General features: G+C 64.3%; 22 protein-coding genes. 13 read left to right on the top strand and 9 right to left on the bottom strand.

The window, feature by feature from the left end:
• The first annotated feature begins 62 nt into the window (after positions 1–62).
• Both AB0H22_RS16560 and AB0H22_RS16555 read left to right on the top strand, forming a co-directional pair.
• Positions 63–662: a TetR/AcrR family transcriptional regulator gene (locus AB0H22_RS16560; RefSeq protein ID WP_358147314.1), complete on the top strand. Its 600-nt coding sequence runs from the start codon at positions 63–65 to the stop codon at positions 660–662.
• Positions 663–688: 26 nt separating this feature from the next.
• The gene (locus AB0H22_RS16555; protein ID WP_358147312.1) at positions 689–2,074 is read left to right on the top strand and encodes a family 1 glycosylhydrolase; all 1,386 of its coding nucleotides are present in this window, start codon (positions 689–691) and stop codon (positions 2,072–2,074) included.
• Between the two features lie 16 nt (positions 2,075–2,090).
• Here the strand turns inward: AB0H22_RS16555 and AB0H22_RS16550 are convergent, their stop codons facing one another.
• Positions 2,091–2,708, bottom strand: a complete 618-nt coding sequence (locus AB0H22_RS16550) for an aminodeoxychorismate synthase (RefSeq protein WP_358147310.1) — start codon at positions 2,706–2,708, stop codon at positions 2,091–2,093.
• A 33-nt stretch (positions 2,709–2,741) separates the two neighbouring features.
• On the opposite strand from AB0H22_RS16550, the gene pnuC reads away from it, so the two are divergent.
• Positions 2,742–3,314, top strand: a complete 573-nt coding sequence (pnuC, locus tag AB0H22_RS16545) for a nicotinamide riboside transporter PnuC (protein ID WP_358147308.1) — start codon at positions 2,742–2,744, stop codon at positions 3,312–3,314.
• Here pnuC and AB0H22_RS16540 read toward each other — a convergent pair.
• Positions 3,311–4,033: an SDR family oxidoreductase gene (locus AB0H22_RS16540; protein ID WP_358147306.1), complete on the bottom strand. Its 723-nt coding sequence runs from the start codon at positions 4,031–4,033 to the stop codon at positions 3,311–3,313. The two genes, pnuC and AB0H22_RS16540, sit on opposite strands and share 4 nt — an antisense overlap.
• A 57-nt stretch (positions 4,034–4,090) precedes the next feature.
• Between AB0H22_RS16540 and AB0H22_RS16535 the strand changes: the two genes are divergently transcribed.
• From AB0H22_RS16535 to AB0H22_RS16515, 5 genes are all read left to right on the top strand, one after another.
• Positions 4,091–4,621 (top strand): MarR family transcriptional regulator, encoded by a 531-nt coding sequence (locus tag AB0H22_RS16535; protein ID WP_358147304.1) that lies wholly within the window; start codon positions 4,091–4,093, stop codon positions 4,619–4,621.
• Positions 4,622–4,677: 56 nt separating this feature from the next.
• A complete protein-coding gene (helR, locus tag AB0H22_RS16530; protein WP_358147302.1) occupies positions 4,678–6,990 on the top strand; it encodes an RNA polymerase recycling motor ATPase HelR in 2,313 nt (770 codons plus the stop codon).
• A 79-nt stretch (positions 6,991–7,069) separates the two neighbouring features.
• Positions 7,070–7,795 carry a UMP kinase gene (gene pyrH, locus AB0H22_RS16525; RefSeq protein ID WP_070910662.1) on the top strand — a complete coding sequence of 242 codons (726 nt, stop codon included), beginning with the start codon at positions 7,070–7,072 and terminating at the stop codon, positions 7,793–7,795.
• Between the two features lie 34 nt (positions 7,796–7,829).
• Positions 7,830–8,387, top strand: a complete 558-nt coding sequence (frr, locus tag AB0H22_RS16520; protein ID WP_180748060.1) for a ribosome recycling factor — start codon at positions 7,830–7,832, stop codon at positions 8,385–8,387.
• A gap of 20 nt (positions 8,388–8,407) precedes the next feature.
• On the top strand, positions 8,408–9,277 hold the full coding sequence (locus tag AB0H22_RS16515; protein WP_180749633.1) for a phosphatidate cytidylyltransferase: 870 nt from the start codon (positions 8,408–8,410) through the stop codon (positions 9,275–9,277).
• Here the strand turns inward: AB0H22_RS16515 and AB0H22_RS16510 are convergent.
• On the bottom strand, positions 9,274–10,071 hold the full coding sequence (locus AB0H22_RS16510) for a DUF6159 family protein (protein WP_358147299.1): 798 nt from the start codon (positions 10,069–10,071) through the stop codon (positions 9,274–9,276). The genes AB0H22_RS16515 and AB0H22_RS16510 overlap by 4 nt on opposite strands.
• 118 nt (positions 10,072–10,189) lie before the next feature.
• Positions 10,190–11,008, bottom strand: a complete 819-nt coding sequence (locus AB0H22_RS16505) for a DUF6159 family protein (RefSeq protein ID WP_358147297.1) — start codon at positions 11,006–11,008, stop codon at positions 10,190–10,192.
• Between the two features lie 86 nt (positions 11,009–11,094).
• Here AB0H22_RS16505 and AB0H22_RS16500 point away from each other — a divergent pair, with 86 nt between their 5' ends.
• A complete protein-coding gene (locus tag AB0H22_RS16500) occupies positions 11,095–11,868 on the top strand; it encodes a dienelactone hydrolase family protein (RefSeq protein ID WP_358147295.1) in 774 nt (257 codons plus the stop codon).
• Positions 11,868–12,485 (top strand): hypothetical protein, encoded by a 618-nt coding sequence (locus AB0H22_RS16495; protein WP_358147293.1) that lies wholly within the window; start codon positions 11,868–11,870, stop codon positions 12,483–12,485. The genes AB0H22_RS16500 and AB0H22_RS16495 overlap by 1 nt, the downstream gene beginning before the upstream one ends.
• Here the strand turns inward: AB0H22_RS16495 and AB0H22_RS16490 are convergent.
• Positions 12,482–13,186 (bottom strand): hypothetical protein, encoded by a 705-nt coding sequence (locus tag AB0H22_RS16490; protein ID WP_180747719.1) that lies wholly within the window; start codon positions 13,184–13,186, stop codon positions 12,482–12,484. The two genes, AB0H22_RS16495 and AB0H22_RS16490, sit on opposite strands and share 4 nt — an antisense overlap.
• A gap of 9 nt (positions 13,187–13,195) precedes the next feature.
• Positions 13,196–14,143, bottom strand: a complete 948-nt coding sequence (locus tag AB0H22_RS16485) for a DMT family transporter (RefSeq protein ID WP_180748055.1) — start codon at positions 14,141–14,143, stop codon at positions 13,196–13,198.
• A gap of 166 nt (positions 14,144–14,309) precedes the next feature.
• On the opposite strand from AB0H22_RS16485, the gene AB0H22_RS16480 reads away from it, so the two are divergent.
• Positions 14,310–15,176 carry a LysR family transcriptional regulator gene (locus AB0H22_RS16480; RefSeq protein WP_180748054.1) on the top strand — a complete coding sequence of 289 codons (867 nt, stop codon included), beginning with the start codon at positions 14,310–14,312 and terminating at the stop codon, positions 15,174–15,176.
• Here AB0H22_RS16480 and AB0H22_RS16475 read toward each other — a convergent pair.
• Together AB0H22_RS16475 and AB0H22_RS16470 are read right to left on the bottom strand one after the other, a co-directional pair.
• Complete coding sequence (locus AB0H22_RS16475; RefSeq protein WP_358147290.1) at positions 15,173–15,826, bottom strand: methyltransferase domain-containing protein; 654 nt, start codon at positions 15,824–15,826, stop codon at positions 15,173–15,175. The two genes, AB0H22_RS16480 and AB0H22_RS16475, sit on opposite strands and share 4 nt — an antisense overlap.
• Positions 15,819–16,769: an NAD(P)/FAD-dependent oxidoreductase gene (locus AB0H22_RS16470; protein WP_358147288.1), complete on the bottom strand. Its 951-nt coding sequence runs from the start codon at positions 16,767–16,769 to the stop codon at positions 15,819–15,821. The genes AB0H22_RS16475 and AB0H22_RS16470 overlap by 8 nt, the downstream gene beginning before the upstream one ends.
• Before the next feature lie 88 nt (positions 16,770–16,857).
• On the opposite strand from AB0H22_RS16470, the gene AB0H22_RS16465 reads away from it, so the two are divergent.
• A complete protein-coding gene (locus AB0H22_RS16465) occupies positions 16,858–17,433 on the top strand; it encodes an XRE family transcriptional regulator (protein ID WP_358147503.1) in 576 nt (191 codons plus the stop codon).
• A gap of 26 nt (positions 17,434–17,459) precedes the next feature.
• Entirely contained in the window at positions 17,460–18,581 is a 1,122-nt protein-coding gene (rlmN, locus tag AB0H22_RS16460) for a 23S rRNA (adenine(2503)-C(2))-methyltransferase RlmN (protein ID WP_180748051.1), read from the top strand.
• On the opposite strand, the gene AB0H22_RS16455 is transcribed toward rlmN, so the two are convergent.
• On the bottom strand, positions 18,582–18,842 hold the full coding sequence (locus tag AB0H22_RS16455; RefSeq protein ID WP_180748050.1) for a DUF2631 domain-containing protein: 261 nt from the start codon (positions 18,840–18,842) through the stop codon (positions 18,582–18,584).
• Positions 18,843–18,886: the final 44 nt, after the last annotated feature.

The raw sequence follows: 18,886 nt of genomic DNA, 5'->3' as shown, positions 1-18,886 counted from the left end.
TCGGCCCCGCCAGGATTCGTTCCTGTGCGGGGCCGAACTATTTTGTGCGCTAGCCTCGGGCAATGCCAGCTGTCGGGCGGAATGCAAAGCGGTATCCCAAGGGCGTAGCCAAACGTCAGGAGATCCTTGCCGCCGCGCTGACGGTCTTGGAGCGTGACGGGGAGGCCGGCGCCTCGATGCGCGTCATAGCCAAAGAAGCCAACATCAGCCTGGCCGGGCTTATGCACTACTTCCCGACACGGGACGTGATCCTCACCGAGATCCAGCGCGACGCCGATGCCGGTATTGAAGAGTGGTACCGGAATCCGAATCTGGAGACAGATATCGATCCCGGTGAGGCACTTGCCCAGGCAATGCTCGACAAGGCGAGCAAGCCTGGCTCGGGGACGGTGTATCTGTCGTTGGCCGCCGCTGCGGCCGTCGACCCGCGGCATCCTGCCGGGACGTACCTGCGGGATCGGTACGAGAAGATGCGTGCACTCATCGCCGGGTACGTGCGAGGCCGTCAGGCCGCAGGCGTTGTCCCCGCGCATGTGGATGCCGATTTCGCGGCCACTGCGTTGATCGCCGCCGCCGACGGTATTCAGATCCAGTGGATGTCGGACCCGTCCATCGATATGGGTAGTCACATGCGCCGAGTGTGGGAGCGGCTGCTCACCTAGAAAACCATACAGTGTATTGTTTTGGTATGAGGTGGATAAGGGTGCTGTTGTCGTCGGCCGTCGTACTTGCATTAGGCATGTCCGCGTGCAGTTCTCGACAAGAGGTTGCAAAGGACGACTCGGCCTGGGATCACGGGTTCTACTGGGGCACCGCCACCGCGGGCTACCAGGTCGAGGGGGATGCTCCGGACAGCAATTGGCGCCGTTACGTCGACCGCACCGCGGGCAAGCCGGTGCCGACCGACAACTCCAATCCACTCGCGCACGGGCCTGTCGACCCGTACAAGCAGGCCGATGATTTTCGGCACCGCTACCAGGAGGACATTGCCAACGCGCATGCGATGGGCGTCAATACGTTTCGATTCGGTCTGGAGTGGTCGCGAGTCATGCCGGAGCCGGGCAAGTGGGACGAGAAGGAATTGGCCTACTACGACTCCATTGTCTCCACGCTTCGCGAAAATGGCATGACGCCGATGATCACCCTGATGCACTGGGTGTATCCGGGCTGGGTTGCCGACAGCGGCGGATTCATGAACAACCTCGCGGCATTCGAAGAGTTCGCCACGGCGATCACCAAACGCTATGCCGGACAAGGTGTGCTGTGGGTGAGCATCAACGAGCCGGTGGCCTTCGCGGGCATGGAGATGTTGACCGGGGCGATCAAGCCGGAGGAATTCAATGGATTCCTCGACCGCGTCGCCGACGCGCATCGCGCGGTGTACCGCGCCGCCCACGAGGCCGACCCCGATGCCAAGGTGACGACCAACGAGGCCTACATCCCGCCAGATGTGTTGGCGCAGTTCGCAGATTACGGGATACAAGGGATTGAGGGGTCGTTCTTCGATCGGGTCAAGGGCAGTCTGGACTACCTGGGGTTCGACTACTACACCGGTACCGCAGCGGATAATCCGGCATCGAGCCAGAGCATGGCGGCGCGGTGGGATATCAAGCTGCAGCCCGAGGACATCTACTACGTGTCTCGGCACTACGCGCAGAGATATCCCGGGTTGCCGATCTACATCGTCGAGAACGGAATGGTCACCGATAACGGCAAGGCGCGGTCGGATGGAGTGACTCGATCGCAGTACCTCAACGACACCGTCTTCTGGCTGCAGCGGGCCAAGGCCGATGGCATCCCGATCGTCGGGTACAACTATTGGTCATTGGTCGATAACTACGAATGGGGAAGCTACCGGCCACGTTTCGGCTTGTATACCGTCGATGCGTTGGGTGACCCGGCGCTGAAGCGCGTGCCCACCGATGCTGTGCAGACTTATACCCAGATCACCCGGGCTGGCGGTGTTGCACCCGGCTATCGTCCTGCGATCCCGGCGGCGAAATGCTCGACAACGGTGGGGAAGGACAGCTGCGCCTCGCTCGACCCGAACGGTCCGACGGTCCCGTTGCGCTAGCTTCCCCTCTAAAGGTCTAACCGCCGGGAAGGAAATAGTGCTCGGGGTCGTCCAGGACCACAGCGGGGTCGCCGTCGACGGTGATATCGGCGCGTCCCGCAGTGGGATCCTGGCGGAAGTGCTGTTCCTCCGCATCAATCCACAGTTGCCAGAACTCGCGGAGCTGCTCGCCATCGCGAGCCTCGGCGCGGCGACGGCGGGTTGCCTGGTCGGTCTGCACCCAGATCAGCGAACTCAACCGACTGGCGGCGGCCAATCGGCCCGACCCGACGCCCTCGAGAATCAGCACCGACGGCGGTGAGCACCGCTCCCATAGACCGAATTCACGGGTCTCCCAGTCATAGCGTCGATACCGGGCCTGTTCGCCGTGCGCCCAGGGCGTCAGTACCTGGTCCTCGAGCCGGGGCCACCACCCGAAGAGCGTGTCCCAGGACGCGAAGTCATCCGTGTGCAGGACCACTGTCGAAGGGGTTGTCGCTGACAGCGCGGTGCGCAATCGCGCAGCAAAGGTGCTCTTACCGGCAGCGCCCTGGCCGTCGATGGCTACGACGCGCACGTCACCGCAACGTGGCTCGCTCTCGTTGATGAGCTTGGCCAGCCACGAGAAGCTCCGCTGCTGGGCCGGTGTCGCCATGGCGCGAGTTTAATGCTCGGCTAGCCTGTTGCCGTGGACTGGACTGAGCTAATCGGGAGCCTGGCCGGTGTGCTGTTCGTCATCCTTGCTGTCCGCCAAAATATTTGGACCTTCCCGGTGGCGATCGTCAGCTCGCTGTTCTACATAGTGGTCTTTGGTCGGCAGACCCTGTATGCCGATGCGGCCCTGCAGATCATGTTTATTGCGTTAGCAGTGCAGGGTTGGTATCTGTGGCGGCGGGGAAGCCGAGACCGGCATGGGGTGGCGGTGCGGCGGACGCCGCAATGGGCATGGCTGCCGTTGGCATTGTCCCTGGCGGTCCTGGTCGCGGGGCTCTATGCCTTCCTGGTCACCTTCACCGATTCCAATGTCCCACAGCTTGATTCGATAATCACTGGGCTCAGTGTGGTCTCCCAATTCATGATGAACCGAAAATGGATCGAGAACTGGGCCCTGTGGATCGTCACCGACACGTTCTCTGTCGGGGTCTATCTCTTCAAGGGTCTGAACCTCACGGCAGGTTTTTACGCGTTCCTCAGCGTCATGGCCGCGGTCGGCTTGTGGAGTTGGCGACAAGAGCTGCGGACGGCGGCGACCGCCGACTAGATGGTCGTCAGCGCGCCGCCGTTGACGTTGATGACCTGTCCGGTGATGTGGCGCGCGCCCGATGACGTGAGGAAGCCGATGGTGTTCGCCACATCGGCTGGGGTGCCGGCACGTCCGGTGTGCGTGGATGCGATGAGTGTGGTGCGTCGGGTATCGGCGAGCTTGTCGCGGAAGAACTCGGTCTCGGCGATATAGCCGGGTGCGACGACATTCGAGGTGACGTCGCGGGAGCCGAGTTCGGCGGCGAGCTGGACGTTCCACGAAGCCAGTGCTGCCTTGGCCGCACCGTATGACCCCGCACCGTTGTGTGCTGCGATGGAGCCGATATGCACCACGGCGCCGCCGGTGGCCAATCGATCGCCGAGCGCGGTGGTGGTGAGTACGGCGCTGATGAGATTGGCCTCCAGGTTGGTGCGCCACCGGTCGGCCAACTCGTGCAGACCATCGGGGGCATCGGCGTCGAAGTCGGTGTTTCCTCCGGCGTTGTTCACCAGGATGTCGATAGGTTCGGTGAACTGCGCCGCGAGGCGGCTGACGTGATCCGGGTCGGTGTGATCGCAGGGGAGTGCTTGAGTGTGTGGGCCGAGCGCTGCTGCGGCGGCGTCCAACACGTCCGCTCGGCGTCCGGTGATGAATACCCGTGTACCTGCGTCGATGAGTGCTGAGGCGATGGCGAATCCGATCCCAGTCCCGCCACCGGTGACCACTGCTGTGCGCATGCGACGCTCCGTTCGTTTAGGTCTAAATGTTTAGGTCTAAACGGTAGAATGATTCATATGGAGTGTCAAGACGCCGCTGACGAGATCGCGTCAGCCTGGCAGCGGGAGAGGCCGAGCGCACCAACCGATTCCATAGGTGTGGTGACCAGGATCTGGCATCTCGCGACGCTGTTCGGGGCCCAGAGACGAAAGCTTTTGGCCGGGCTTGGCGTGGATATGGCCACCTTGGATCTGCTCAGCACGCTGCGCCGTAGCGGATCGCCCTACCGTCTCACCACCCGCGAGATCGCCGAGCGCACAATGGTGACGGCCGGGGCGGTATCGCAGCGGGTCGCCCGGGCTGAGCGTGAGGGGCTCGTGACCCGTGAGCCCGGGCCGTTACCCCGCAGCGTCTCGGTATCGCTTACCGAGACCGGGCACGCGCTGGTCGAATCCACCGTCGATCAGCTGCTGACCGAGGAGTTGGAATTGATCACCGGGCTCAGCACCGCCCAACGCACGCAACTGGCCGAACTGCTGCAGATCTTGCTCAAAGACGTGCATGAAAGGGTGGGGCCGACGGTTCCGACCCATGTCGGCTCGGTCTGATTCCCCTACCCTTTAAACATATATCGCATGGTGGGGCTTGCGGCAAGGCCCCGGTCATGGAGCACAATCGCTGGCCGAATATCAGATGCCATGAACTAGAAGGAGAATGGGGAGAAATCCGGGTGCCGACCCACGAAGAAGAACTGCAGTCCGAGCAGGAGTACATCGCCGGGCTCTACACGCGGCTCGACGCCGAACGCGCCCGCGTGAAGGGCCGGTACCGCGCGGCCTTGCGCGAGTCCGTTGATCTGCAGAACGGCGCCGCCATGGTTGAGCGCGATGACGAGGTGCGCGCACTGGCCAGGCAGACGCAACGGTTGGAGGTCGCCGATGACGGCCTGTGCTTCGGCCGGCTGGACGCCATCACGGGGGAACGCTGCTACGTCGGTCGGATAGGCCTTCTCGACAGCCAGAACGAATACGAGCCGTTGCTGATCGATTGGCGAGCGCCGGTGGCGCAGGCGTTCTACACCGCCACCGGCGCCAACCCGGAAAACACCCGGCGGCGGCGTCAATTCCGAACTCGGGGACGTCACGTCGACGATTTCGCCGATGAAATCCTTGGCCGCCCGGACGGCGAGGCGGGCGACGGCGAACGCGGCGGTATGAGCGATACCGCGCTGCTTGCGGCTGTCAACGCACCGCGCGGTCACGGGATGCGCGACATCGTGTCGACCATCCAGGCCGAACAGGACCGGATCATCCGGCTTGATCATCCGGGTGTGCTGGTGATCGAGGGCGGCCCCGGTACCGGCAAGACCGTCGTGGCGCTGCACCGCGTCGCCTATCTGCTGTACACCCAGCGCAAGCGGATGGAACACCACGGTGTGCTGGTCGTCGGGCCCAATGCGGCCTTCCTCGGCCATATTTCGCGCGTACTGCCCTCATTGGGCGAGACGAATGTGGTCTTCACGACGGCGGGCGACCTGCTGCCGGGTCTGAAGGTCACCACCGAGGATGACGCGGAGGCGGCGCGGCTCAAGGGCTCGCTGCAGATCCTTGGTGTGCTTGCGGCGGCGATCGCGGATCGGCAGCGGACACCCGAGCAGGCCGTGCAGATCGACCTGGCCGATGTCTCGGTGCGTATCGATACCGATATCGCGCAATGGGCCATCGACGAGGCGCGCGCGAGCAAGCTTCCGCACAACGAGGCCCGGACGGTCTTCACCGATGTCATCACGTGGGCGCTCACCGAGCGGGCGATCCCGCGCATCGGCAAGGGCTGGCTGACGCGGGAGGACCGCCACGCCTGGGAGCATCTGCGCGCGGAACTGCTCGACGAGCTGGGAGATCATGAGGGGTTCGCCGCCCTACTGGATGCGCTGTGGCCGATGCTGACACCGGAGACGCTGTTGGCGGAGCTGTATACCTCACCTGAGCGGCTGCGCGCGGCCGGTGCTGATCCGGCGCTGGCCCGGGCCGTTGGTGACGCCTGGACGGTCTCAGACGTGCCGCTGCTTGACGAGCTGGTCGACCTGGTGGGCCGGGATAAGGCGGCGGAGGAGGCTGCCGAACGTGAACGCAGGGCCGAGGCCGCGTATGCCGCTGGTGTGCTCGACATGATGACCGGCCGCGAGGACATGATGGACGACGAGGACCATCTGTTCGCCACCGATCTGCTCGACGGCGAGGACCTCGCGGAACGTTTCACCGAGCGTGACACTCGCGACCTCGTCGAGCGCGCCTCCGCGGACCGTGACTGGACATACGGCCACATCGTGGTCGACGAGGCTCAGGAGCTGTCCGAAATGGACTGGCGAGTGCTGATGCGCCGTTGCCCGAGCCGCTCCTTCACCGTGGTCGGAGATCTCGCTCAGCGCCGATCGGTAGCCGGAGCCACATCCTGGGACTCCATGCTGCAGCCGTATGTACCGGGTCGGTGGGTCTACCGGCCGCTGTCGGTGAACTACCGCACTCCCGCCGAGATCATGGCGGTCGCGTCGGCGCTGCTGGCCGAGTTCGCGCCGGGTACCCAGCCGCCCGAATCGGTCCGTTCCAGTGGATTCCTGCCATGGTCCAGGCAACTGACCGAGGCAGAATTATCGAAGGCCATCGACGAGTTCGTGCACGACGAGGCCGGTCGCGAGGGCACCAGTGTGGTGATCGGGCCGCCCGGTGTGCCGGGGACGGTGCCGGCTTCGGAGACCAAGGGGTTGGAATTCGATGCCGTCCTGGTGGTGCAGCCGGAACGGATCCTCGCCGCCGGCCCACGCGGTGCCTCCGAGCTCTATGTGGCGCTCACCCGTGCCACCCAGCGTCTGGGGGTGTTGCACGTGGCACCGTTGCCACAGGTCCTCGTCGGCCTCACCGAAACCACACCCGACGGAGATTCGGTTCGCCGGGTCGTGCCAACGAGCGTCGCCCAATAGGGCAGGATGGACAACGCCATCGCGGCCTGCAGGGCCCCGATGGCTGTGCTTTGTGTGATCCCCGTACCCAGGAGGCGTGATGACTCGCGACGTGAGCCGCACCGGATATAAAAGGGTGCTGCTCAAGCTCGGCGGCGAGATGTTCGGCGGGGGAGCCGTCGGCCTCGACCCTGATGTGGTCCACAGGGTGGCGAGCCAGATCGCAGAGGTGGTCCGCACCGGTGCCGAGGTGGCGGTCGTCATCGGCGGTGGCAACTTCTTCCGCGGCGCGCAGTTGCAGCAGCGCGGTATGGAACGGACCCGCTCGGACTACATGGGCATGCTCGGCACCGTCATGAACAGCCTTGCGCTCCAAGACTTCCTGGAAAAAGAAGGCATCGTCACGCGTGTGCAGACCGCCATCACCATGGGGCAGGTCGCCGAGCCGTACATCCCGCTGCGGGCCAGAAGGCATTTGGAGAAGGGCCGCGTCGTCATCTTCGGTGCCGGTATGGGGCTGCCGTATTTCTCCACCGACACCACCGCCGCGCAGCGTGCGCTGGAGATCGGCGCCGAGGTGGTGCTCATGGCCAAGGCGGTCGACGGCATCTTCACCGATGACCCTCGCGCCAACCCGGACGCCGAATTTCTTCCGGAGATCACCCACCGCGAGGTCATCGACCGTGGACTGCAGGTCGCCGACGCCACCGCATTCAGCCTGTGTATGGACAACCGGATGCCGATCCTGGTGTTCAACCTGCTGACTGAAGGGAATATCGCCAGAGCGGTCGCAGGTGAGAAGATCGGAACACTGGTTACACCGTGATGGTGCGCAACCAGGACTACATAGGAGGTCGTTCGTGATCGACGAGGTTCTTCTTGACGCCGAGGAGAAGATGGAAAAGGCCGTGTCGGTGGCCCGCGACGACTTCTCGACGATTCGCACCGGGCGTGCCAACCCCGGCATGTTCTCACGGGTTGTCATCGACTACTACGGCACCACGACCCCCATTACCCAGGTGGCCGGCATCAATGTGCCCGAGGCGCGCCTTGTGGTCATCAAGCCCTACGAGGCCAATCAGCTCAAGGCCATCGAAGAGGCCATCCGCAATTCGGATCTGGGGCTTAACCCGAGCAACGACGGCAGCATCATCCGCATTGCCGTCCCGCAGCTCACCGAGGAACGTCGTCGGGAGCTCGTCAAGCAGGCCAAGGGCAAGGGCGAGGACGCCAAGGTGACTCTGCGCAACATCCGGCGCAAGGCCAATGACGAGCTCAACCGGATCAAGAAGGACGGCGAGGCCGGCGAGGACGAGGTAGGCCGCGCGGAAAAGGATCTGGACAAGACCACCGGCCAGTACGTGAGCCAGATCGATGAGCTGGTGAAGCACAAAGAAGGCGAGCTACTGGAGGTCTAGGGCCGCCGGTGATGACGACCATGGGAGATACCGACGCGGCTCCAGCGCCCGACGCGCCCCCTTCAGGGGCGAAGTCCCGGGCCGGACGCAACCTGCCGGCCGCCATCGGCGTTGGGGCACTGCTGGCGGCGCTGATCATCTTTTCGTTGCTCTACGAGCCCAAACTGTGGGTCGGGATCATCTCGTTCTTCATGGCGATTGCCACGTGGGAGGTCACCAAGCGGCTGCGCCAGGCAGAGATCTCCGTACCGTTCATCCCCCTCCTCGTCGGCGGGCAGGCCATGATCTGGCTGACCTGGCCGTGGGGGACTTCGGGTGCTCTTGGTGCCTTCGCCGCAACCGTTGTGGTGTGCATGATTTGGCGCCTGGTGGGCCACGGGCTGAGTCAGCAGCCGGTGAACTACTTGCGTGATGTCGCCATTACGGTGTTCGTCGCGGCCTGGATTCCGCTCTTCGCGTCATTCGGAGCCCTGCTGGTGTACCCGGAAAACGGTGCGGCCCAGGTGTTCTGCCTGATGTTGGGTGTTACGTTCTCCGATATTGGCGGCTACGCCGCCGGTGTCCTGTTCGGCAAGCATCCGATGGCGCCGGCCATCAGCCCGAAGAAGTCCTGGGAGGGGCTTGCCGGGTCGTTGATCGTGGGCACGGCCGCGTCTACGTTGGCGGTGACGTTCCTGCTGGGGCATCACCCATTCGTCGGTATCGCCCTGGGCGTCATGCTCGTCATTACCGGAACGCTGGGCGACCTGGTGGAATCCCAGGTCAAGCGCGACTTGGGTATCAAAGATATGGGCACGCTGTTGCCGGGCCACGGCGGCATCATGGACCGTCTCGATTCCCTACTGCCCTCGGCCGTCGCCACCTGGATCGTGCTGACGCTCTTTATTTAGGTTGTGCTCGACGCGGCTGCACTTCGGTACAGCGCCGTTTGATAGATCCCGCTAACGGTTACGGCGATAAGGACTGCGACCGCAATCCAGAGCCCTCCGCACAGTCCGAGCACCCCGGAGAGCCCTCCTTGGCCCACGGCGGCGGCTGCAAAAAGCAAGCCCGCACCCGGCAGTACCAGCATGAGGGTGAAGACGCGAAGGCATATCTGGGCGAGGACGTTCTTGGCCAGCAGGCGCCGAAGCATTCTCGTGGAGGCCTTGATGGCGTCCGCGGAGCCGACGTCTCGCAGAATGATTGTGGGAAGCACCTGGAATGAGACCGCATGCCACATGAGATCGAGGAACCGTCCGATGAACAGAACGTGCAGGAGGGTTCCGACATACAGGAGGTTCTCGTCGATGACACCGATGCCCCACGTGACGGCCGCCTCGATGAGAACCCAGGGAATCAGCCGCTTGCGGTAGCGGGTGGCGGTCGAGAAACCCTTGGCAAAGCTCGGTTCTCTACCCTCCAGCGCGTCGTTCGCCTGCGCGATGAGGGCCGTGAGCCAGAACATCGTGAGATACAAGAGGATGACGTAGTCGACGGCCAGGGCGGTACGGACGAACTGCGGCGTGGTCTTGTCGATGTTCGGCGGTAGCAAGAGCCCCAGAGCTATCAACACCACGATGAAAAGCACGACGGTAATGCCGGCCGCGACGGGGAAGAGCACGAGTGTTCTGTGTCGGCGCAGGAGACGTATCGATGTCTTGAATATGTCCCACGATGTCGACAGAGCGTTGGAAGAAGCCACCGAGTCCCCTGATACTTAGTTACCTTTGCGCACAAGTCATCAGTGTGGCACCTGAGGCGTGGGGACGGGCGACACGTGCCACTGGGGCACTCGATGGCGCGGCGCTGTTCAGCTCTGTCTAACGAGTCTTGAGCGCCTGACGCAGGTCGACTCCGGCGAACGGCCCCGGAACCTGGCCGTCAACCGTGAACCGGTACAGCGCAGTCTGGAAGATTCCGGTGAGGGCTGCGCCGATGATGGAGGCCGCCAGGATCCAGAGCACGCCGATTCCGGCGAGCACGCCCATCGCGGAAGCGACGTTGGTGATAACCCCGAGGTAGATCAGGCCAACCCCGGGCAGCGTCAACAGCCCGGTGAAAAGGCCAAGCCCCGCAACGCCGACGACGTTCTTGCCCCACGCATTTTTGAGCGTTTCCTTGGTCTTCTTGACCGCGTCGATCGCGCCGAGGTTCTCCAGCACGATGGTGGGCAGCACCTGGAAGGAGACCACGCGCCACGCGACGTCGAGGAACCTCCCGATGAACGGCACCCGTTCCTCGATGGCACTGATGATCCAGGAGACGACGCCGGTGATGAGAACCCAGGGCAGTAGGCGACCGCCGCGCTGGGTGGCTGCCGAGATGCCCCCGGCGACACTCGGATCTCCGCCCTCCAACGCGATATTCGCCTGCGAGATGAGCGCCGCCTGCCAGAACGTCACGACATACACCACCACGAAGTAGCCGATGGCAAGCACGGGGTAGAAGAGCGGCGGTAGCGAATCGCCGGCCGTGGCGGGCAACAACACGACCCCGAGGGCCACCATCCCGAACAGCACGAGCGCCGAGGTGAGCCCGGACAGGATCGGGAAAACGACAATCTCCTTGCGCGAGGCGAGCACCTTCGCAGATGTCTTGAAGATTTGCCACGATGTCGAGAGCGTGTCGAAGAAGGCCATCAGATTCCCCCTGGTATTGACGAACGAGTGAGGCCCAAGATACCAGTGCGGTAGCTACGAGGAGGGGTGGCTGGTTTGATGGATCCATGTCTCGCCGCGACGTTCTTATCGCCACACCCGACGGGCAGTGCCACGCGACGCTGCACCTGCCGGATGCACCCGGCCCGGGTGTCATTCTCTATCCCGATGCCGGTGGCGCCCGCGAGGTCATGCGGGAGATGGGGGACCGGCTCGCCGCATTGGGGTATGTGGCATTGGTGCCCGATGTGTACTACCGCGAGGGCGATTGGGCGCCGTTCGATCTGTCCACCGCCTTCGGTGATCCGGAGGAACGCGCCCGGCTGTTTTCGGTAATGGGGACACTCACCCCCGATCGGATCGAGGCCGACGCGGGGGCGTTCCTGGACGTGCTCGCGCAGCAGCCCGAGGTGATCGGGGACAAGGTGGGGCTGACCGGTTACTGCATGGGCGGCCGAATCTCATTGCGGGTAGCGGCGGCTCATTCGGAAAAGGTCGGCGCGGCCGCCTCGTTTCATGGCGGCAATCTCGCCAACGCCGATGATCCGAACAGTCCGCACCGCATCGCCGACCGGATCACCGGCGTTGTGCTGGTGGCCGCTGCCGAGGAGGACGCTTCCTTCCCTCCCGAACAGGCGCAGCTGCTGGGGCAGGTGCTGACAGCTGCCGGCGTACGGCACACCATCGAGACGTATCCCGCCAAACACGGCTACGCCGTCACCGATAACGCCACCTATGACGAGGCTGCGGCCGAACGTCACTGGAGGGCCCTCGAAGAGCTTTACGGTGCGACGCTGGGGATCTGGTTCGGCAGGCAGGAGCGAAGCGACCGGGGGATCTAATGCTGTTCGAACCGAGGTTGCGCACCGGAATCCACGACGGCACCATCTCGGTGGCCTACCGGCGCTGGAAGCGGCCGCAGGTGAAGGTGGGCGGTCGCTACCGGGTGGGTTCGGATCGCATCCGTTCCATGACCGAGTTCGACTTTATAGAGGTGGATGCCGTCGACGCGATCACCGCACGCGATATCGACGATGCCGATGCGCTGCTGGCCGGCTACTCTTCCGCAGCCGCGGCGCTAAACGATATCGGCGCAAACGGCGGTGATCAGTTGTACCGCTTGGCATTCCGCAAGATCGCGATGGCGGATCCGCGTGCAGAGTTGGCTTCGTCGGCGGCGCTTTCGGCCCAAGACCTTGCCGATATCGACGCGCGGCTGAACCGGATGGACCGCAGTGCCAAGCCCGGCCCCTGGACCCGTGACGTGCTGCGCGAGATCGCCCAGCGTCCCGAGGTGCGCGCCAAGGACCTCGAATCCTGCTCCCGCTGGCCCGATTTGGCCACCTTCAAGGTGCATGTGCGCAAGCTCAAGAACTTAGGCCTGACACTGAGCCTGCCGGTGGGTTACCGGCTCTCACCGCGCGGTGAGGAGTACTTCGCCCAATTGTTGCCGCGCTAGCAGCTGAACTCGCGACCATTGCCCTCGGAGGGAGTGACCTCTTTCAGGCAGCCGAAGGGCTCGATCCCGGCATCACTGATCCGAATGGCGGACTTAACCTTGGTATTCGCGCAGAACAATCCGGAAGTCTCACTGCGGCAACCGAAGTCTCCGAACGTCAGGCGGCCACCGTAATCGAGTGGATTTCCGTCACCGCTCTGGAAGGGGCCCGGGTCGCCATGGAGTCCACCCACCGTGACCTGACGGCCGTTGAAATCGGTCCAACCGCCGACCCAGTTCCCCTCGGTATCGGCGGGCCGTTTCGGCGGACTCGTCAGGTTGACCAGGCAGGACAGCGTGTCCGGCTCGATATTGCTCGTCATGCATCGGGTCTTACCCGAAGGGGTTTTAAAGGCGACGTTGTCGCCGAGATCGGTCTTTTGTCCATCCTGGCTGATGGCTGCGTGGAAGTTGGCGGCCGCTACCGGGGCTCCCTTGGAAATCCACTGGGCCACAGCCTCATACGGTGCACCTGCGGCAGGCTCGGGTAAGTCGAGGGGAGTCGTGGTCGTAGTCGTGGTGGGGGCCTTGCTGGTGGTGCTGCTCGATGTTGACTGGCTCGATGAGGGAGTGGTCGGAGAAACCGTCGCCCCTCTCGAGCATCCGGCGACCAGGAGCGGAGCTCCGAGCAGGATCAGACCACCGAGTAACAGGGCACGCATGCAGCCAGGCTAGCTGGCCACTAGCGGCTGACGGGTAGGCGCGGCGGTGGCCCCGTCGATTGCGGGCTTGTCCTGCGCCGCGGCAGGCCGGCTGGCCCGGGCATTGAGCCAGCAGGCGAGCGCGCCGATCACCAGGCCGATTCCCATGCCGATGTCCACGCGCTGGCCGAGTAGAACCCAGGACAGCAACCCGGCGACGGCCGGGATGACGCAGAACAGCATGGCGACGGCCGCCGCGCCGAACTTGCTCACCGAGCGGACGTACAGCGAGGTGCACAGGGTGGCGTTGAACAGCACCACCGCCGCGACCGCGCCCACCGCCTTCCACGGATCGTGCACGACGCTGGGCGTCAGCAGGGCTAGAGCGCCGGCAGGTAGCAGTCCGGCGAGGTTCTGGATGGCGCTGTTGACGCGGAAGTCGACATCGGCGCAGAAACGTTGCTGATAGACGCCGCCCGCGGCCAGACCCAACAAAGCGACCAGCAGCAGCACCAGTACGGTGTCGACTCCGCCGGTGGCGAGCAGCCGGTTGGCACAGGCGGCCAACACCGCCACCACGCCTAGGCCAAGCGCGACAAGCCGCCGGCCGCTGAGGCGCTCGCCCAGGAAGAGGGCGGCCAGCACCGCGGTGACAACGGGATTCATCGAGATGACGACCGCGCCCAACACCGCAGGGGCCCCATGTTCCAGGGCCTCGTACAGCGCACAGAACTGCACGGCCTGCATCAGCAGCCCGGTGATGATGACGTGGCCCAGCTTGCGGCCCGTTGGCCAGGCGGCCTTCGCAGCGAGCGCCCAGGCGGCCAGAATCGCGCCGGCGAGGGCGAAGCGGGCGACCAGAACCAGCATGGGTGTCATGGCCGATACCGAGAGCGCGCCGATGGGGTAGCCGAGCGCGTACAGAAACGTGAGTGCCGCGGCCGAGGAGATCGGCATAGGCACGGTCATCTTCTGCATGACTGCCATGGTCGCCGGTCCGGGCGGTTGATGTCCAACGATAATTACTGATCAGAATCAATCAGTAGTCCTTATCGGTCGTGATTCTGGCTGCCAGCCAGATCAATGTTCTTCGTGTGCGGAGGAGAATATTGATCAGGTTTTGTGATCGGACTACGGTGGCGATATGGCGAGTTCGACACTCGATATCGCACCCCTGCGGTCACTTGTCGCGGTCGCGGACTGTGGAGGTTTCCACCGAGCCGCCGCGGTGCTGCACCTGACCCAGTCCGCGATCAGTCAGCACGTGCGCAAGCTGGAGGCCGCGATCGGCGAACCGGTGGTCCGGCGTTCGGGGCGCGGCGTGGTGTTTACCGATAGGGGCGCGCAGCTGTTGGCGCATGCCCGCCGCATTCTTGACGCCCATGATGTGGCGGTCGACGATCTGATTACCGGTCAAGAGCGCACCCTGGTTCTCGGAGTCACCGAGCACGGCGCGGACTTGATATTGCCGAGCATCACCACGGCGCTACGTGATCATCTCCCGGACTGGTCGGCGCGCGTGCGTTTCGATCGCAACGTCTATCTCGCCGAATCCGTCGACCGGGGAACCATGGACCTGGCGGTAATTCTGGACGGGTCGGGCCTGGATCGCGCCAACGCGGTGGGCACCGTTCGCCTGCAATGGGTGGCGGCGCGTGGCTACAAGGTGAGTTCCGGTGAGCCCCTGCAGATCATGACCTTCACCGAACCGTGCACCCTGCGCGCACCGATGTTCAGTGCATTGCACACGCTGGGGCGTCCGTATCAGATCACCGGTGAATCGCCGGATTTGTCAGGCCTGTACGCGGGCCTGCGGTCGGGTCTCGGGATGGCGCTGCTACCCATCATCGGCTGGTTGCCCGACGGCATTGCACCGGTGGACGTCATGCCCGCGGCGAACCTGGCGACCTTGTCGGTCGTCGGCCGTCGCGGGCTGGACCCAGGTGTGCTCTCAGCCGTGGAACAGGCTGCACGTGAGGCTCTTTCGGGAGAATCCGCGGCTATCGCCTAGCTCGATCCCTCCGACGGCTTGCGCTCGGCCCGCAGCACCGTGTCGGCGATTTCGAATTCCTCGCCGTCCCGCGCGAACTTCCGCATCCGTGACTCGGCGATAAGAACGTTCCATCGGCCCGGGTCGAGGGTGTCGGCGATATCCTCGGCGGTGAAATACCAGTCGGGCAGATCCGGCCGCCCGATCGCCGCCTGCATATCCGACGGATGGTGCCCCACGATCAGCAGCGTGCCCCCAGGAGCGACGGCGTCGGCCAGCGACGCGAACACGGGCTCGCGGAGCGTGGTGGGTAGGTGCATGAAATGCGATGTCACCAAATCGAATAGACGACGCGGCTGCCATGTGGTCAGGTCGGCGTGCGCCCAAGTGATCCGGTTGGCGAGCTCGGGATCGGCCTTCGCGGCGTTATCGGCGGCGCGGCCCAGTGCTGTCTCCGAGAAATCCAGGCCGGTGACCCGCCAGCCCTTCTGCGCGAGCCAGATCGCGTCGCCACCCTCGCCGCAGCCTGCGTCCAGCGCGGTACGGGGAGGCAGTGTCGAAATCTCTCTCACCAGTTGTGGATTGGCATTCCCACTCCAGAGCGCATCGTGTGACTGGTAGAAGTCGTCCCAAGAATTCTCATCGGAGGGTGGGTTGTTGTGATCATGCATGCTGCAGCTCCTGCGCGTCGACGACCGCGAGGTCGGCGTTGATGGTGGCGGCTACCTCGGTTCCGGCCGCCGCCGATGTGATGACTTGTGCCCTGATATCGGTGACGTTTCCGGCGGCGTAGATACCTGGGACTGCCGTGGCGCCCCTGGCGACCGGTAGGTATGTCCCCAGTAGATGGTCCCCGAGTCTCATCTCCTGCGTCGTCAAGCGCACGGGGGCCAGCATGTCGATACGCGCTGACACCACCGTCGCGACGACCAGCGCCTCGCACGCCACCGTGGCGCCCGTTTCCAGCTCCACCCCGGCGAGTGCGTCATCGGTGATGCGCAGCCGTGTCACAGGTCCGTCGATGACGCCGATATCCCGGCGGGCCAGCTGCGCTGCCTCGTCGTCCGATAGCGGAAAGTCGTTATGCCGCAACAGGGTGACGTTCTCGCTGAGCTGACGGAAGATGAGCGCGTGGTGGACCGCGAGGGGGCCGGTGCCCAGCACCGCGATGGTGCGGTCGCGGACCTCCCAACCGTGGCAGTAGGCACAGTGCAACACGTCACGGCCCCAGCGTTCGGCCAGCCCCTCGATTTCGGGTAACTCATCTACCGCACCCGTGGCCACCAGGACCCGACGCGCATGGACCGTCGAGGTCCTGTTGTCCTGAAAATTCACTGACACGTCGAAATGGTTGTCCGCGTGGGACACCGAGGTGACCTGCGCATCATGGAATGTGGCGCCGTATTGCGCCGCTTCATCTCTTCCGATGCCGAACAGCTCGGCCGGCGGCGTCGACTCGCGTCCGAGATAGTTGTGGACCCGATCCGCCGGGGCGTTGCGCGGCCGGTGATCGTCGATCACGACGACGGACCGCCGCGACCGGGCGAGGGTGATGGCCGCCGACAGGCCTGCGGCTCCACCACCGACGATGGCTACATCCCAGAGTTTGTTCATGACACCACTATTGGGGCGACCCGGCGAAATACGCAAGTATTCTTGCCAAAGTGGCAATATGGCGGGTATGGACGAACAGAATCAAAGGCTGGAGGCCGTGCTCGATGCACTGGGGCCGCGGCTGCGGGCGCTGCGCCTGCATCGTCAGGTAACCCTGGCGCAGTTGTCCGAGACGACGGGAATTTCCGAGAGCACGCTGTCTCGCCTGGAATCCGGTCGGCGGCGACCCACACTGGAGCTGTTGTTGCTCCTCGCCGAGGCACACCAAGTACCGCTCGACGAGCTGGTGAACGCACCTGCCACGGGAGACCCGCGCATTCACCTCAAACCGTTCAAACGAGACGGATCGATCTATGTGCCGTTGTCCCGCCGGCCCGGCGGGGTGCAGTGCTACAAGCAGATCATCCCGCCGCACTCACCCAAGGGGGAACCGAACCTGAAGGTCCATGACGGCTACGAGTGGATGTACGTGCTCTCCGGGAAAGTGCGCCTGCTGCTGGGTGAGCTCGACCTCATCCTGCCCGCGGGTGAAGCCGCCGAGTTCGACACTCATGTTCCGCATTGGTTCGGAAATTCGACCGACAAGCCCGTCGAAGTGCTCCACATTTTCGGCCCGCAGGGGGAGCGGATGCACGTGCGGGCACGTTCGGGTTCCGGGGACTAGCGCAGACCTGGGATACTGAGTCGGTTATGTCTGCCGAAAACAGGTCCCTCCCGCTGGTGTTCGACGCGCCGCGTCGGGCCATGCCGCCGCGCCATCTGGCGGATATGACCCTGGAGCAGAGCCGTGAGATCGTGAGTTCACTGGGGCTTCCGGAGTTTCGCGCCAAGCAGATCGCCAACCAGTACTACGGACGACTGGTGGGCGACCCGGCGGCGATGACGGACCTGCCGGCAGGCGCGCGGGACGCCGTGGGCGAGGCGCTGTTTCCCCGACTGCTTGATCCGCTGCGCCAGGTGGCCTGTGATTCCGGAGATACTCGAAAGACCTTGTGGCGCTTACATGATGGCAGCACAGTCGAATCGGTGCTGATGCGCTATCCGGACCGCAACACGCTGTGCATCTCCTCGCAGGCTGGGTGCGGTATGGCATGTCCGTTCTGCGCCACCGGCCAGGGTGGGCTGACGCGTAACCTGTCGGCCGCCGAGATTCTGGAACAAGTTCGTGATGCCGCATCGTCATTGCGCGATGGCGAGCTACCGGGCGGCCCCGGCCGGTTGTCGAACATCGTGTTCATGGGCATGGGGGAGCCCCTGGCCAACTACAACCGGGTGCTCACGGTGCTGCGCAAGATCACCGCACCACCCCCCGACGGTTTCGGCATATCGCAGCGCGGTGTCACGGTCTCCACGGTGGGGCTGGCACCGGCCATCCGGAAACTTGCCGACGAGGGGCTCGGCGTCACGCTCGCGGTCTCGTTGCATTGTCCGGATGACGAGCTGCGCAACACCCTGGTGCCGGTCAACACGCGGTGGGCGATCACCGAGGTGCTCGATGCCGCGCGCTACTACGCCGACGTCACGGGCCGGCGGGTGTCGATCGAATATGCGCTCATCCGCGATATCAACGATCAGCCGTGGCGTGCCGACATGCTCGGCAAGAAGTTGCGAAAAGCCTTGGGTCAGATGGTTCATGTGAACCTGATTCCGCTGAACCCGACGCCGGGCAGCCAATGGGATGCCAGCCCGAAACCGGTCGAGCGCGAATTTGTACGACGCGTCCGTGAGCAGGGGGTCTCCTGCACGGTGCGTGACACCCGCGGTCGGGAGATTGCCGCCGCATGCGGCCAGTTGGCGGCTTCCGAGCGCTAGCTAGCGGATGCGGCCCGAGCGACGGCCCAAGTAATCGTTCACGGTGAACGCCAGCACGATGGCGGCGAACCCGATGAGGAAGATGTCCTCGACCTTGCCGACGTGATTGCCCTTGAGCATCAGCAGCAAGAAGCCCGCAATGGCAATGCCAAGGATGTGGAAGACGCGGGGGTTCTGGCCGGAGAGCCCGCGCCCGAACGCTGCGGACGGCACGTCCTCGACATCGACTCCGTCGTGCTTGACAACCTCAGTCGTGGCCACCGCCAGCCCTCCTCAGAATCTCGATCCGAACTCTTGACCGTCTT

This window comes from Mycobacterium sp. NPDC050853, assembly GCF_040653875.1.
Classification (GTDB): Bacteria; Actinomycetota; Actinomycetes; order Mycobacteriales; family Mycobacteriaceae; genus Mycobacterium.
The sequence above is the reverse complement of the archived record's forward strand: the minus strand, read 5'-3'. Positions and strand labels throughout refer to the sequence as shown.